The organism is Pseudomonas sp. AFG_SD02_1510_Pfu_092 (genome assembly GCF_003331055.1).
Classification (GTDB): Bacteria; Pseudomonadota; Gammaproteobacteria; order Pseudomonadales; family Pseudomonadaceae; genus Aquipseudomonas.
Genome location: NZ_PUQD01000024.1, coordinates 54,429 through 68,587, shown reverse-complemented (window position 1 = coordinate 68,587; position 14,159 = coordinate 54,429). Strand labels below are relative to the sequence as shown.

Annotated in this window: 12 protein-coding genes; 8 read left to right on the top strand and 4 right to left on the bottom strand. The window is 64.3% G+C overall.

The features are described 5' to 3' along the window. The first annotated feature begins 129 nt into the window (after positions 1 to 129). Positions 130 to 912, top strand: a complete 783-nt coding sequence (locus C6A77_RS12795; protein WP_114169797.1) for an AraC family transcriptional regulator — start codon at positions 130 to 132, stop codon at positions 910 to 912. Here C6A77_RS12795 and C6A77_RS12790 read toward each other — a convergent pair. Next, positions 900 to 1,787 carry a LysR family transcriptional regulator gene (locus C6A77_RS12790; protein WP_114169796.1) on the bottom strand — a complete coding sequence of 296 codons (888 nt, stop codon included), beginning with the start codon at positions 1,785 to 1,787 and terminating at the stop codon, positions 900 to 902. The genes C6A77_RS12795 and C6A77_RS12790 overlap by 13 nt on opposite strands. 140 nt (positions 1,788 to 1,927) lie before the next feature. Here C6A77_RS12790 and moaB point away from each other — a divergent pair, with 140 nt between their 5' ends. Beyond that, a complete protein-coding gene (moaB, locus tag C6A77_RS12785) occupies positions 1,928 to 2,467 on the top strand; it encodes a molybdenum cofactor biosynthesis protein B (RefSeq protein ID WP_114169795.1) in 540 nt (179 codons plus the stop codon). A 117-nt stretch (positions 2,468 to 2,584) separates the two neighbouring features. Here the strand turns inward: moaB and C6A77_RS12780 are convergent, their stop codons facing one another. Both C6A77_RS12780 and moaA read right to left on the bottom strand, forming a co-directional pair. Beyond that, the gene (locus C6A77_RS12780; RefSeq protein WP_114169794.1) at positions 2,585 to 3,484 is read right to left on the bottom strand and encodes a bestrophin family protein; all 900 of its coding nucleotides are present in this window, start codon (positions 3,482 to 3,484) and stop codon (positions 2,585 to 2,587) included. A 20-nt stretch (positions 3,485 to 3,504) separates the two neighbouring features. Continuing rightward, complete coding sequence (gene moaA / locus C6A77_RS12775; protein ID WP_114169793.1) at positions 3,505 to 4,509, bottom strand: GTP 3',8-cyclase MoaA; 1,005 nt, start codon at positions 4,507 to 4,509, stop codon at positions 3,505 to 3,507. Between the two features lie 330 nt (positions 4,510 to 4,839). Between moaA and C6A77_RS12770 the strand changes: the two genes are divergently transcribed. After that, on the top strand, positions 4,840 to 7,170 hold the full coding sequence (locus C6A77_RS12770; protein ID WP_114169792.1) for an FdhF/YdeP family oxidoreductase: 2,331 nt from the start codon (positions 4,840 to 4,842) through the stop codon (positions 7,168 to 7,170). Between the two features lie 106 nt (positions 7,171 to 7,276). Here the strand turns inward: C6A77_RS12770 and C6A77_RS12760 are convergent, their stop codons facing one another. Beyond that, positions 7,277 to 7,738, bottom strand: coding sequence for an Lrp/AsnC family transcriptional regulator (locus C6A77_RS12760; RefSeq protein ID WP_114169790.1), 462 nt, complete (start codon positions 7,736 to 7,738; stop codon positions 7,277 to 7,279). Positions 7,739 to 7,830: 92 nt separating this feature from the next. Here C6A77_RS12760 and C6A77_RS12755 point away from each other — a divergent pair, with 92 nt between their 5' ends. The 5 genes from C6A77_RS12755 to C6A77_RS12735 all read left to right on the top strand — a co-directional run bounded on the left by C6A77_RS12755 (position 7,831) and on the right by C6A77_RS12735 (position 14,057). Further along, positions 7,831 to 9,012, top strand: coding sequence for an aminotransferase class I/II-fold pyridoxal phosphate-dependent enzyme (locus tag C6A77_RS12755; protein WP_114169789.1), 1,182 nt, complete (start codon positions 7,831 to 7,833; stop codon positions 9,010 to 9,012). Between the two features lie 796 nt (positions 9,013 to 9,808). Then, on the top strand, positions 9,809 to 10,615 hold the full coding sequence (locus C6A77_RS12750) for a ThiF family adenylyltransferase (protein WP_158090314.1): 807 nt from the start codon (positions 9,809 to 9,811) through the stop codon (positions 10,613 to 10,615). Then, positions 10,612 to 11,877: a beta-eliminating lyase-related protein gene (locus C6A77_RS12745; RefSeq protein ID WP_114169787.1), complete on the top strand. Its 1,266-nt coding sequence runs from the start codon at positions 10,612 to 10,614 to the stop codon at positions 11,875 to 11,877. The genes C6A77_RS12750 and C6A77_RS12745 overlap by 4 nt, the downstream gene beginning before the upstream one ends. Next, complete coding sequence (locus C6A77_RS12740; protein ID WP_114169786.1) at positions 11,874 to 12,731, top strand: outer membrane lipoprotein-sorting protein; 858 nt, start codon at positions 11,874 to 11,876, stop codon at positions 12,729 to 12,731. Before C6A77_RS12745 ends, C6A77_RS12740 begins: the two co-directional genes overlap by 4 nt. Beyond that, positions 12,732 to 14,057: a DUF1302 family protein gene (locus C6A77_RS12735; protein ID WP_114169785.1), complete on the top strand. Its 1,326-nt coding sequence runs from the start codon at positions 12,732 to 12,734 to the stop codon at positions 14,055 to 14,057. It begins immediately after the preceding gene. Positions 14,058 to 14,159 lie beyond the last annotated feature (102 nt).

The window sequence follows — 14,159 nt, the reverse complement described above, 5'->3', positions numbered from 1 at the left end:
GGGGTTTTAAAATTTTTTTGGGCGGCGGGCCCTCCGGGGGGCCCGCCCCCCCCCCCCGTGTTGGCCCCCCCCCGGGGGGGGGGGGCCGCCCCCGCGAAGAGGCCAGCACGGCAGACCGAGACAGAACAAATGACCGACACCCCCCTGGCCACCCTCTACCAGTCCCTCGACCAGCACCGCCCCGCCAGCCTCGAGGCCCTGCTCGCCGGCGTCGCCCTGCTGCTGCCGATCCTCGACGCCATCCCCAACGCCGCGATCTTCATCAAGGACCCTGCTGCCCGCTACGTGCTGGCCAACACCACCCTGGTCCAGCGCTGCGGCCTCAAGCGCCTGCAACCGCTGCTGGGCAAGACCAGCGCCGAAGTGTTCCCGGCCCAATTGGGCCCCGGCTACACCGAGCAGGACCGCCGCGTTCTTCAGCAAGGCCTGGTACTGGAAGACCAGCTGGAGCTGCACCTGTATGGCAGCCGCGAGCCCGGCTGGTGCCTGACCCACAAGCGCCCGCTGTACAACCTGAAAGGGGACATCATTGGCCTGGTCGGTATTTCGGTCGACCTGCAGTCAGCCGCCGACAGCCACCCGGCCTACCAGCGCCTGGCGGCCGTGGACGAGTACATCCGCCAGCATTTCCACCAGCCGATCAGCATGCGCGAACTGACCCGCATCGCCGGTATTTCCGTGGCCCAGCTGGAGCGCTACTGCAAGCGGGTGTTCCACCTCACGCCACGCCAGATGATCCACAAGGCGCGCCTGGAGCACGCCCACCGCCTGCTGCATTCGGCACTGCCGATCACCGAAGTGGCGATGTGCTGCGGTTACACCGACCACAGCGCCTTCAGCCGCCAGTTCAAGCAATTGACCGGTTTCACCCCGCGCCAGTACCGCCAGGCGACCAGCGCTCAACTGGCCTGAAACAGCGCCCGCGCCTCGGTGAAGCACTGTTCGGCAATCGCCGAACGCGGCTCGCTGCGGCGCAGCAGCAGGCCGACCGGGCTGTGGATGGCGGCGTCGGCCACCGGCAGGATGCGCAGGTGCTCGCTGAGGTCTTCGAGGCCGCAGTGCAGTGGCATGACCGCGCAGCACAGGCCGGTGTTGATGGCCTGGATCAGCTGGAAGGTGGAGTCGCTTTCCAGTACCGCGTTCGGCTGCAGGCCGCGGCTGCGGAAGCTCAGGTCCAGCGACTGGCGGTAATGCATGCCTTTGCTCAGCAGCCCGAGCGGAATGTCGCACAGTGCGTCCCAGCGCAGGCTGTCGCTGCTGAACTGAAAGTGCCGGGTGTCGTGCAGCAGGCCCATGGTGGTGGTGCCCAGTTCGATCACTTCGAAGAAACTGCTGTTGACCTGGTCCAGGTAGCACAGGCCCAGGTCGAGCTGGTTGCGGCTGAGCCCGTCGATGATCTGTTCCGAGCTCAGCGAGCTGAGCTGAAAATGCAGCTCGGGGTATTTGGCACGCAGCGGCAGCAGCAGGTGCATGGGGTTGAAACTGGCCAGCGGCACCGTGCCCAGGCGCAGGCTGCCGACCACCTGGCCACGGCAGCTGGCGGCCTCGGCCTGGAGGCCGTCGTGGGCAGCGAGCAAGGTGCGGGCCCAGGCCAGGATACGCTCGCCGGCCTCGGTGAAACCTTCGAAGCGCTGGCCGCGCTTGACCAGCACCAGGTCCAGTTCGTCCTCCAGGTTACGCAGGCGCATGGACAGCGTCGGCTGGGTGATGTGGCACAGCGCCGCGGCCTGGCCGAAGTGGCGGGTCTGGTCGAGGGCGATGAGGAATTTGAGCTGCTTGATGTCCATGGAAGTGCCTGGTATCGGGTTATGCAGACCTTAACCCACATCTGCGATAGATGTCATTGATCACCCGGTACGCCATATCGATTGGACGCTCCCGGGCCATGCCTCTAGCGTGACGACACTGCCATTCAAGGAGCCTCGCCGTGCGCGTCCAACCCGACGCGGTCTTCGTACCGCTCAATATCGCCGTGCTGACTGTCAGCGACACCCGTACCTACGCCAACGACACCTCCGGTGAACTGCTGGCCAGCCGCGCGGTGGAGATCGGCCACCGCCTGGTGGCGCGGGCGCTGCTCAAAGATGACCTGTACAAGATCCGCGCCCAGGTCGCCACCTGGGTTGCCGACGAGCAGGTGCAAGTGGTGCTGATCACCGGCGGTACCGGCTTTACCGGCCGCGACAGCACGCCGGAGGCGGTCGAGTGCCTGCTGGACAAGCGCATCGATGGCTTTGGTGAACTGTTCCGGGCCTTGTCGATTCTCGACATCGGCAGCTCGACCGTGCAGAGCCGGGCGCTGGCCGGGTTGTCCAACCAGACCTTGGTCTGCTGCCTGCCAGGGTCGACCGGGGCCTGCCGTACCGCGTGGGAGGGGATCCTGGCGGAGCAGCTGGATGCGCGGCACCGGCCGTGCAACTTCGTCAAGCACCTGAAACCGATCGAGGCCTGTGCCAGCCGGGGTTGAGTGCTCTCCTTTCCTGGCCCTTTCCGCTCCCACAGTTCGGCGCAGCTTTCAGACCTGTGGGGGCCCTGTGGGAGCGGGTTCACCCGCGAAAAGGCCATAACAGGCCACAACGATCAGTCAGCTCAGCACATACCCCACCGGCAACAACGCCGGTGGCAATTGCTGTTCCCCAAGCCCGGCCAAAACATCACGCTCCACGGTCCGCACCATGGCATCGGTCGGCAAATCGTTCTCATCGCGCCCGAACGGGTCTTCCAGTTCGTTGCCGATCGCATCCAGCCCGAAGAACGTGTACCCCACGAGGGTGGTGAACAGCGGCGCCAGCCAGCCCAGCGGCTCGGCCAGGGCGAACGGCAGCAGCAGGCAGAAAATGTAGATGGTGCGGTGCAGCAACAATGTGTAGGGGAACGGCAACGGCGTGCCTTTGATTCGCTCGCAGGTGGCCTGCACCTCGGTCAGGCCCACCAGCCGCTGCTCCAGCAGGCTGTAGCGCCATTCACTGATCTGCTGCTGTTCGGCCAGCCGCGAACAGTGCCTGCCCAGCTCGCGCAGGATGGCGTCGCAGACGTTGTGCGGGGCCAGCGCCTCGGGCCGGGCCAGCCAGGGCCGGGCGGCGGCCAGTTCGTCTTCGTTGCGCAGATGCGCGTTCAGCGCATGGGCAAAGCCGCACAAGCTGCGCAGCAGTTCGGCGCGCAGGGCCTGGTCGGCAATCACCTGGCTTTCGCGCACGAACGAGCGGGTTTCGATGATCAGCTTGCCCCAGGCCTTGCGTCCCTCCCACCACCGGTCGTAGCAGGCGTTGTTGCGAAAGCTCATGAAAATCGACAGCGACAGGCCCAGCAAGGTGAACGGGGTGGCGCTGACCGGGTAGAAAAACGCCGGAAAGTGCCGTTCGACCAGCACGATCAGCGCCGCCAGCACGGTCACCATCAGGCAACGCAGGGCAATCCGCTTGATGATCGAACCCTTGAGCGTGAACAGGACGCGCAGCACATCGGGGGCAGGGTGGACGATCATGGCAATCCAGAGGCGGCTGGCTAGCCGCCGGTCATGTTCATGAAACGCAGGATCTGCACATCGCCACCCACTTCGAAGTGATGGCGGTACGGCTTGAGGTGCAGCGAATCGCGGATAGCCTTCTCCAGGCGTTCGGGGTTGCCCGGGTGGGCGCGCAGCACGTGCTTGAGGTCCACCGAATGTTCGTTGCCCAGGCACAGCAGCAGGCGGCCTTCGACGGTAAGGCGCACGCGGTTGCAGGTGGCGCAGAAGTTGTGGCTGTGCGGCGAAATGAAGCCGACCCGCGTGTTGCCGGCTTCGGCCAGGCGCCAGTAGCGGGCCGGGCCCTGGGAGGATTCGGTCGATTCGATCAGGGTGAACTGCTCGGCCAGCAGTTCGCGGACTTCATCGCTGGAGCAGAACGACTCGCCGCGTTCATGTTCGCTGATCACCCCCAAGGGCATCTCTTCGATGAAAGTGATGTCCAGCTCGCGGTCGATGGCAAAGCGCACCAGGTCGACCAGTTCGTGGTCGTTGCGGCCTTTGAGCACCACACAGTTGAGTTTGGTGCGCTGGAAGCCGGCCTGGCGCGCGGCGTCGATGCCAGCGATGACCTGGTGCAGGTCGCCGGTGCGAGTCAGTTGCCTGAAACGCTCGGCGTCGAGGCTGTCGAGGCTGATGTTCAGCCGGGTCACCCCTGCGTCGAACAGCGGCTGGGCCAGGCGCCCGAGTTGCGAGCCGTTGCTGGTCAGGCACAACTCGCGCAGGCCGGGCAGGGCGGCGATGCGCCCGCACAGGTCGACGATGCCCTGGCGCACCAGCGGTTCGCCACCGGTCAGGCGGATCTTGCGGGTGCCGAGGGCGACGAAGCGCTCGGCCACCTGAAACAGTTCTTCAAGGCTGAGAATCTGCTGGCGCGGCAGAAACTGCATGTCTTCGGCCATGCAGTACACGCAACGGAAGTCGCAGCGGTCGGTGACCGACATCCGCAGGTAGTCGATTTTCCGGTTGAAGCCGTCGATCAGGGCCCGGCTGTTCTGTTCCACGTTCGCGCTCGAATGGGTTGGGACTCGATCCAAGCTATAACCTGGGCGCAGGGCCGTCAAATTGCTTTGCCCGACTGCTTGATCGATGGTTTCTATCACGGCTGCAGGCTATGTATTTCAAAGTGTTGACTGCGTCGCCCAATTCGCGGGTAAAGCGCAGGCCTGGAAACCTGTGGGGTCCCTGTGGGAGCGGGTTCACCCGCGAAGGCCGTGACTCGGTTCCGGCCCATCATCGAAAGCGCTTATCACCCCGTAAGATCTTTCGATTGGACGGCGCTACCCCACGCTCCATAGGCTGAAAAAAAGCATCGAAGCGTGAGGATTCACCGCATGAGCCAGGACCGACACATCAGGGACTACAAAGGCGCCGCTGCCGGCTGGGGGGCGCTCAAGAGCGTGACCAAGAGCTGGCTGGGCAGCGACAATGCCTTCAAGAACCTGCGGGCCATGCTCAAGACCAACCAGAACGGTGGCTTCGACTGCCCCGGCTGCGCCTGGGGCGAGTCGCCGGAAAACGATAGGGTCAAGTTCTGCGAGAACGGCGCCAAGGCAGTCAACTGGGAGGCCACCGGCCGTTCGGTGGACCCGGCGTTCTTTGCCCGGTACAGCGTCACTGCGCTGGCCGGGCAGAGCGACTACTGGCTGGAGTACCAGGGCCGCCTGACCCACCCGATGCGCTATGACGCGGCCACCGACCACTATGTCGAAACCAGCTGGGAAGAAGCCTTTGCGCTGATCGCCCGGCACCTGCGCGCGCTGGGCTCGCCCGACGAAGCCGAGTTTTACACCTCGGGCCGGGCCAGCAACGAAGCGGCCTTTCTCTACCAGCTGTTCGTCCGCGCCTATGGCACCAACAACTTCCCCGATTGCTCGAACATGTGCCACGAGGCCAGCGGCGTGGGCATGACGCAAACCCTTGGCGTGGGCAAGGGCACCGTGGTGTTCCATGACTTGGAGCTGGCCGATGCGATCTTCGTCATCGGCCAGAACCCTGGCACCAACCACCCGCGCATGCTCGAACCGCTGCGTGAAGCGGTCAAGCGCGGGGCCCAGGTGGTCTGCTTCAACCCGCTGAAAGAGCGCGGCCTGGAGCGCTTCCAGCACCCGCAGCACCCGTTCGAGATGCTCAGCAATGGCTCCGAACCGACCAATACGGCCTACTTCCGGCCGGCGCTGGGCGGTGACATGGCGGTGATGCGCGGCATCGCCAAGTACCTGCTGCAATGGGAGCGAGAAGCCCAGGCCAATGGCGAACCGGCGGTGTTCGACCATGCCTTCATCGCCGCGCACACCAGTGGCCTCGACGCCTACCTGGATACGGTCGATGCCACGCCCTGGGCGCACATCGTCGAGCAGTCCGGGCTGACCCAGGCCGAGATCGAACTGGCCGCACGCATGTACCGCAAGGCGGAGCGGGTCATCATGTGCTGGGCCATGGGCGTCACCCAGCACCGCCACTCGGTGCAGACCGTACAGGAAATCGTCAACCTGCAATTGCTGCGCGGCAACGTCGGCAAGCCCGGCGCCGGCCTGTCGCCGGTGCGTGGCCACAGCAACGTGCAGGGCGACCGCACCATGGGCATCGACGAGAAGCCCCCGGCGGCGCTGCTCGATGCCCTGGAAAAGCGCTTTCACTTCCGGGTGCCGCGCGCCCATGGGCACAACGCGGTGCTGGCGATCAAGGCCATGGAAGAAGGTCGGGCCAAGGTGTTCATCGGCCTGGGCGGCAACTTTGCCCAAGCCACGCCGGATACACCGCGCACCCACGCCGCCCTGCGCAACTGCGCGCTGACCGTGCAGATTTCCACCAAGCTCAACCGCTCGCACCTGGTCACCGGCGGCGATGCGCTGATCCTGCCGTGCCTGGGCCGAACCGAAATCGACCTGCAGGCCAGCGGGCCGCAAGGCGTGACTGTGGAAGACACCTTCAGCATGGTGCACCTCTCCCATGGCCAGCTGCGCCCGCGTTCGCCGCATCTGCGCTCGGAGCCGTGGATCATCGCCGGCATGGCCCAGGCGACCCTGGGCAAGCAGCCGATCGACTGGGCCTACGCCGTTGCCGACTACGGCCGTATCCGCAGCATGATCGCCGATGTGATTCCCGGCTTCAGCGATTTCAACCAGCGTCTGCAGCACCCGGGCGGCTTCCACCTGGGCAATAACGCCGCCGACCGCCATTGGCGCACGGCCACCGGCAAGGCACGCTTCAGCCCGCACCCGTTACCGCAGCAGCTGGTCAATGCCCAGGTGCTGGCGCGCGGCGACAAGCCGGACCTGATCCTGCAGACCCTGCGCTCGCACGATCAGTACAACACCACCCTGTATGGCCTGGACGATCGTTATCGCGGGGTGTTCGGCCTGCGCGAAGTGGTGTTCGTCAACGAGGCCGACATTCGCCGGATGGGCTTCGAGCCGGGCGAGCAGGTGGACCTGGTGTCGCTGTGGGACGATGGCGTGGAGCGGCGCGTGTCGGGGTTCCGCCTGGTCGCGTACGATGTGCCGCAGGGGCAGGCGGCTGCCTATTATCCAGAGACCAACCCGCTGGTGCCGCTGGACAGCTATGGCGAGGGGACCTATACGCCGACCTCGAAGTTCGTGGCGATCAAGGTCGAGAAGGCCAAGGCGGGGAACCGGATTGCGGCGGTGCCGGCTGTGAATTGATGGGTTTTCTGTGCCGGCCTCTTCGCGGGCTTGCCCGCTCCCACAGGTTCACCACCAGCTTCAAGGCCTGTGGGAGCGGGCAAGCCCGCGAACAACCCAGCACCGGTCAGCAACGGTTCACCGGGTAGGCGGTGGTGTACTTCATCTGCTCCATGGCAAAACTGGAGGTGATGTTCGACAGCCCGTCGGTGCTGTTGATCAGCTTCTTGTAGAACCGGTCGTACGCGGCGATATCCCCTACCACTACCCGCAGCATGTAATCCCAGTCCCCCGACATGCGGTAGAACTCCATCACTTCCTCGAACCCGGTCACCGTCGCGGCAAACTGCTCCAGCCAGGCGCTGTCGTGGCGCTGGGTCTTGAGCTGGACGAACACCGTCAGCCCCAGCCCCAGCCGCTCAGGGTCGAGCAGGGCGACCCGGCCGACAATGTAGCCGTCCTCCTCGAGCCGCTTGACCCGCTTCCAGCATGGCGTGGTGGACAGGTTGACGGCTTCGGCCAGGTCCTTGAGCGAGATCGCGGCGTCGCGCTGAAGCAGGGTGAGAATGTGCTGGTCGAAGCTGTCCATATTGCGCGGGGGCCGTGGCGAAAAATATTTCACAGATTACCCCAAGCCTGGAAGTTTTGGCTTGTGCGATAGTGGCGGCTTTCTCTCTGCCAATGGGCCTGACCATGTCCGACAAGCCGCGCAATTTTGCCACCCGTACCATTCACGCCGGCGAGCAGTTCAGCGTCGCCGATAACGCCATCTTCCCGGCGATCGTCACCGCCAGCTCGTTCACCAAGCGCAGCCTGGACGACAAGCCGGAATACTCCTACAGCCGTGTCGGCAACCCCACCCGGCATGCCTACGAAACCTGTGTCGCGGCCCTGGAAGAGGGCGTGGGCGCGGTCGCCTGCGCCTCGGGCGTGAACGCCACCGCCACGGTGCTCGAGCTGCTGCCCAAGGATGCCCACGTGGTGGTGATGAACGGTGTCTACGGCGGCACCTTCCGCATCCTCGAAGACTACCGCAGCCACACCTCCGGGCTGACCACCACCTACGTCGACCTCAACGACCTCGACGCCGTGGCCGCCGCCATCCAGCCGAATACCCAGCTGATCTGGATCGAGTCGCCGACCAACCCGCTGCTGCACCTGGTCGATATCAAGGCAGTGTGCGACCTGGCCAGGGCGCGGGGCATCCTCACCTGCATCGACAACACCTTCTGCTCGCCGTGGAACCAGCGCCCGATCAGCCTGGGTGTCGACTTGGTGATGCACTCGGCCAGCAAGTACATCGGCGGCCACTCCGACCTGACCGGGGGCGTGGTGGTCGCGGCCAATGAAGCGCTGCTGGCGCGCCTGCGCCGCATCAGCATGGCGATTGGCGCGGTGCAGGGGCCGTTCGACTGCTACCTGGCCCTGCGCGGCTTGAAGACCCTGGATGTGCGCATGGAGCGCCAGTGTGCCAACGCCTTGCAGGTGGCACGCTTCCTCGAAAGCCACGGGCAGATCGAGCAGGTGTATTACCCCGGGCTGGAGAGCCACCCGCAGCATGAACTGTGCAAGCGCCAGATGCGCAGTGGCGGGGCGGTGGTGGCGATGAAGGTCAAGGGCGACCGCGCCGCACTCAACCGCCTGGTCGAGGCGCTGCAGATCTTCGTGCTGGCCGACTCGCTGGGTGGCGTGGAAAGCATGATCAACCACTCTTGGAGCATGTCGCACTGCTCGCTGAGCCCGGAGCAGAAGGGCGTGATGGGGATCAGCGAAAACCTGCTGCGCCTGTCGGTGGGGATCGAGGACTACCGCGACCTGATCGACGACCTGAATGCCGCGTTCGCGGCCATGGCCGTGGCGTAACGCCACCGCCGCTGCCAGGTACAGCCCCGACACGACCGCTGTCGGGGCTGCGCTTGCCTGGATAAATGCCCGCTACAAAAATCGAATATTTCAGTTTTAATACGCCGGCGCAGAGATGTCGCTGCGTGTCGGAGTGCGTCGCAAATATCCCGGAAATTCAAAGCTGCAAAAATAGTGGCTTGAATAGTGTGGGTTCTGCGTTTAGTATCGCCCTCGTTATAAGTTAATGACTGTTTCTTCTGGAGAACGCCAGGCGATGTACCTGGGCGCATCGGAAGTGCACCTGCCTGTGCGCGAGCGGCTGCGGCCAATGCGTGGGTCTGGTTTCGTTTCTTGTTTCGTATCTTGTTGATTTGTAAGCATTTTATTTCCTATCACCGAGGCTGTGGTACCTGTCGTGCTGCCTGTTTCGAACCGGTTTTTCAGGGTTTTTCCAGGTCGGAATTAAACTTGCCGGTTTAACAATATAGGCGCTTGGAAAGCGCGCGGGTAAACGTTCAAGTTTAATAATGGTGATAATGAACTGGCAGTTTTAATAATGCCCGTTCAGCGCTCTGTTACGCGCGTTGAACTTGCATGACGGCGGAGTTGTATTTGGAATTTGGCGACTTAATTGACTCGTTAGTTTAATGGTGTGGGCAGCAAGGCCCCGGGTCATCGACCGGGCCGCAACAAGTTGCGTCACGCACCGTTGCGCAGGATGGCAAGGCTGGATCAGGCGTCTGCGGGGTGCCGGGCAAGCGTTCGGCAACCCCGAGGCGAAGATTTACATAGGTGGAAAACAAGGAGGCTCATGATGAGCAACGACGATATGCTGAACCGCTCGCTTGCACTGTTGACCGAGGCAGGCATCGACCGGCTGGCTTCCAGCTGCGTGGTCATCGCCGGCTGTGGCGGCGTGGGCGGCGCCATGGCCCTGACGCTGTGCCGCATGGGCGTACAGACGTTCAAACTGGCGGACCCGGGGGTTTTCGATCCGCCGGACATGAACCGCCAATGGGCTGCGACCGGGGCCACGCTGGGCCGCAACAAGGCGCTGGTCTATCGCGAGCTGATTCTCGACCTGAACCCGCAGGCGAAGGTCGAGATCTTCGTCGAGGGTATCACTGCCGATAACCAGGACGAGTTCCTCGGCGGCGCGGATATCCTGGTCGACTGCCTGGATGCCAACGTCACCCACGTGCTGCGCGAATCGATCCACGCCAAGGCACGCCAGCGGGGGGTATTCAGCGTCGCCGGGCCGATCATGGGCTTCGGCTGTTTCGCCCTGTGCTCCGCGCCCGATGGGCTGGCCATGGATTACTGGACCGAGACGCTCAAGGGCGCCAAGGAGCAGGGCTCGCTGCCACGGGTTTTCGACGAAATCTTCGTGCCGCAGCACATGCAGGCCATCGTCCGCAGCCTGGAAGTCGGCAAGGTACCGACGGTGGCGGTTGGCGTGCTGATCGCCACATCGTTGCTGGCAACCGAATGCGTCAACTACCTGCTGCATGACCTGGTGCCGGGTTTCCGCGAGCCGATCGTGCTGCCGAAGGTGATGTTCTTCGACCTCAACCGCATGAATCACAAGGTACTCGACGTCACGCAAGGGGCGTTGGCATGACGTTGCAGGCAGAAACCGCCGAAGGCCGTGCGCAGGTCCTCGTCCGGCATGGCTTCAACCTTGACTTGGTACCGTCACGCCTGGTGCTGGATGACTACCAGACAGACAGCCTGATGCACCGGGCCTATCCAAGCTTCCCCGCACAGCAGGACGCTGACCGCGAGCTGGACGAGCAGTTGTCGAATGCCTTCGCCGGGCTTTTCAACCTGCCGCAGGTGATTGCCGTGGCCCAGGGGCGGCTGGCCGAAGCCTTGTTGGTCAATGCCCTGGTGTCGCCGGGGGATTGCGTGCTGGGCAGTGCGCCGTTCCCCACCCTCGAGGCTCACGTTCGGCTCAAGGGCGCTTCGCTGTGCAGCGTGCCGACGGTTGACGGCAACGGCGTGTTCGCTGCCGACCTCGACAGTGCCGCGCTGGAATGCGCCATCCGCCGCGTGGGGCGCCAGCGGGTGCCGTTCATTGTGCTGGAACCGTGCACCAACGCCATCGGCGGTGCGCCGATGTCGGTCGAGAACCTGCGGGCGATCAAGGCAGTGGCCTCCCGGCACGGCATTGCGCTGATCCTCGATGCAACGCGGATCATCAGCAATGCCTGCCTGGTCCGCGAACATGCCAGCGGCTGGCAGGGCAGTGACGAGTTGCACATCGTCAAGGCCATGTGCGAGCTGGCCGACGGCGTGTTGATGAGCGCGACCAAGGAAATGCCGACGACCATCGGGGGCTTCCTGGCGCTGCGTGAGCGTGCCTTGTTCGAGCGCTGCCTCGACCAGGCGCTGATCTTCGGCAGCGGCCTGGACCTGATGGGCAAACGCCGGCTGCTGGCGGCGCTGCACGAGCCGTCCGGCCTGGTGGAGCGCGTACGTGCGCGCATCGACCAGGTGCGTCGTCTGCATGGCTTGGTCGGTGCCGGCCGCGGGCTGAGTGCCGGTGCGCATGGGCTGTTCCTGCATGGCAGCGCGGCGTTCGCCGACATGGCGGCGCACCTGTGCCCGGCGCGCGCGTTCCTCAATCACCTGTATGTCAGCCACGGTGTACGCGGTGCGCTCAACCCAGGTGCGTCGAGCGAACAGGGTGATGCTCAGGTGCGCTTCGCGATCGCGGTGCCCGGCAAGAGCCAGCGCGCTTTGGAGGCGGCTGCAGCCGCCATTCGCGCGGCCCTGGCAGAAACCGACCAGTTTGTCGGCCTGGAGGAGGTGTACCGCCCCAAAGGCATGGCCGGTGGCTTGCTGGCGACCTATCGACAGGCGGGAGGCATGCACGCATGAAGCGGATTTTCCTGCTTGCCTGGCTGTGTTGCCCGACGCTGGCATTGGCGGACGCCACGGTACCGGCGGGCGCCACGGCGCCGGCCGAGGAGCCCAAGGCAGTCATCGAACGCTCCGAAAGCCGCCCGATTGGCAACGACTCGGTGTCGATGCTGATGGTGACCCTGACCGACCAGGCAGGCGTGCGCCGCCAGCGCGGCCTGCTGTGGTATCACCTGGCAAGCCAGCAAGGCGATCTCGACCTGCAGAAGTTCTTCTACCCGCGCAGCATCCGCAACATCGCCACTTTCAACGAGGAAGTGCGTGATGCCGAGGATTTGCAGTACCTGTTCCTGCCGGCCGCCAGCCGGGTAAGGCGGGTTTCCTCGAAGCACCAGACCTGGGTGGGCTCGGACCTGATCTACGAGGACCTGCAGAAGCTCAACCTCGAAGACTGGACCTACCGCTACGTGGAGCAGGCCAGTGAGGACGGCTTTGCCGTGCATGTCATCGACTGCGTGGCCAAGCCTTCGTCGAACTCCGCCTATGCCAAGCGCCGCTATTACATTCGTGCGGATGGCAGCTACTTCCCCAGCCGCATCGACTTCTTCGACAGCGCGGGCACGCTGATCAAGCAAGTCCGGCGCAGCGATGTCCGGGCATACGGCGATGCGCTTTACGAGCGCCTGGTCCAGGTGAAGGATTTCCGCAATGGCCATCAGACCGAACTGGAGCGCCGTTGGGTCCAGGTGAATGTCGGGCTGCCCGCTGCACTGGTATCGGTGCGGCAGATGGAGAAAAGCATCGAGCACTTTGCCTACCCGGCAGAGATCCAGCGGGTGGTCGATGAGGCAACCAACGGGATGGTGGAGTGAATGGGCGGTTACCTCCACGGGCTGGCGGCTGCCCTGCTGACCACGGCGGCGCTTGTGAGCAACCAGGCATGGGCAGGCCCGCACGGGCAGAGCACGGTCACCGGCTTTGTCGACATGCGCTCGGCCGCCGGGCTTGGCAGCGGTGGTGAAGTGGGCTCCAGCGCGTTGAAGTCCAACCTCGACAGCGGCCAGCGCGGGCGTGCCCGGGTGGAGCTGGACCATCAGGGCGATGGCCTGCGCACGGTGCTGTCGGCGGATATGGAACTGGAGCACAAGGACATGCGCGGCACGGCCGACGAGAACGAAAGCCGGGCCCGGCTCTGGGAGGCATTCGTCGAATGGGATGGCGAGAGCACCAACTGGCGCATTGGCCGCCAGGTGATCCAGTGGGGTGTGGCCGATGAAGTCAGCGTGATCGACAGCTTCACCCCGCAAGACTTTCGCAGTTTCCTGGTGCACACCCGGTTTGAGCGCAAGTGGCCGGTGACGGCGGTGAGTGGCCGCTACTTCCTCGACGATGGCGGTTTCGTGGAGATGGTCTGGCAGCCGCAGTTCCGCCAGGACTTGCTGGCGCAGCCAGGGGAAGAGTGGAGCTTGTTCGTCGAGAACAACTATGTGCGCGGCCTGGGCCTGCGCGAGCGGTCCACCGCCGTCGAGTCGGGCGGGCTGGGTGAAAGCGTGTTCGCGCTGCGCCGGGTGTTGCGCGGTGACAATTACGACCTGTCGTTCAACTACGCCTATCACTTCGAGCAACTGGCGGCGTTTCGTGCCGATATCCAGGGGTTCGACCCGGGGGGCAAGGCGATCGGCACGGTGCAGCCGTACCACGCCCGCCAGCACACCGGCTCGATCGCGTTCGAATCGGGGCGCGACGGCATCGGCCTGCGCGGCGAACTGGCCTACGTGACCGACGCCGGTTACGTCTCCTACGACCTCAGCGTACCCGGCCTGGTGGAACGCCGGGACACACTCAGGGGCGTGGCGGGCATGGATTACACCTTCGCTTCGCGTACCTACATCAACCTGCAGTACACCCTGGATTACATCCGCAACCACAACGGCCAGATGCAACCGGACAAATACCGGCCGAGCGTGACCTGGCGGGTCAATGTGCCCTTGAAAGGGGAGGATGTCTGGCTGGAGTTCCAGGGTCGCGAGTTCATGAACATGACCGACCGTTTCCTGCGCTTGCAAGTGCGTTGGCGGGTAACCGACGACTGGGAACTGCGGGCCGGCGGCATGCACTTCGCCGGGCATGACGAAGGCATATTCGGTGAGTTTCGAGATAACGATCAACTGTATGCGGGGGTTCATTACTACTTCTGACCGAGCAACGTGCGGTACATCGATTGGCGGTAAAGGTTAACGCTGAAGAAGAACCGGAAAGTTGGTTCTTGCGCCCGCGTGCAGCCGAAATCTGGACATATA

What these genes read in the sequence shown, in the direction of transcription:
- C6A77_RS12780 (WP_114169794.1), bottom strand. Translation starts at nt 3,484, where the DNA reads ATGATCGTCCACCCTGCCCCCGATGTGCTGCGCGTCCTGTTCACGCTC.
- C6A77_RS12735 (WP_114169785.1), top strand. Translation starts at nt 12,732, where the DNA reads ATGGGCGGTTACCTCCACGGGCTGGCGGCTGCCCTGCTGACCACGGCG.
- C6A77_RS12760 (WP_114169790.1), bottom strand. Translation starts at nt 7,738, where the DNA reads ATGGACAGCTTCGACCAGCACATTCTCACCCTGCTTCAGCGCGACGCC.
- C6A77_RS12750 (WP_158090314.1), top strand. Translation starts at nt 9,809, where the DNA reads ATGAGCAACGACGATATGCTGAACCGCTCGCTTGCACTGTTGACCGAG.
- C6A77_RS12795 (WP_114169797.1), top strand. Translation starts at nt 130, where the DNA reads ATGACCGACACCCCCCTGGCCACCCTCTACCAGTCCCTCGACCAGCAC.
- C6A77_RS12770 (WP_114169792.1), top strand. Translation starts at nt 4,840, where the DNA reads ATGAGCCAGGACCGACACATCAGGGACTACAAAGGCGCCGCTGCCGGC.
- C6A77_RS12740 (WP_114169786.1), top strand. Translation starts at nt 11,874, where the DNA reads ATGAAGCGGATTTTCCTGCTTGCCTGGCTGTGTTGCCCGACGCTGGCA.
- C6A77_RS12755 (WP_114169789.1), top strand. Translation starts at nt 7,831, where the DNA reads ATGGGCCTGACCATGTCCGACAAGCCGCGCAATTTTGCCACCCGTACC.
- C6A77_RS12745 (WP_114169787.1), top strand. Translation starts at nt 10,612, where the DNA reads ATGACGTTGCAGGCAGAAACCGCCGAAGGCCGTGCGCAGGTCCTCGTC.
- C6A77_RS12790 (WP_114169796.1), bottom strand. Translation starts at nt 1,787, where the DNA reads ATGGACATCAAGCAGCTCAAATTCCTCATCGCCCTCGACCAGACCCGC.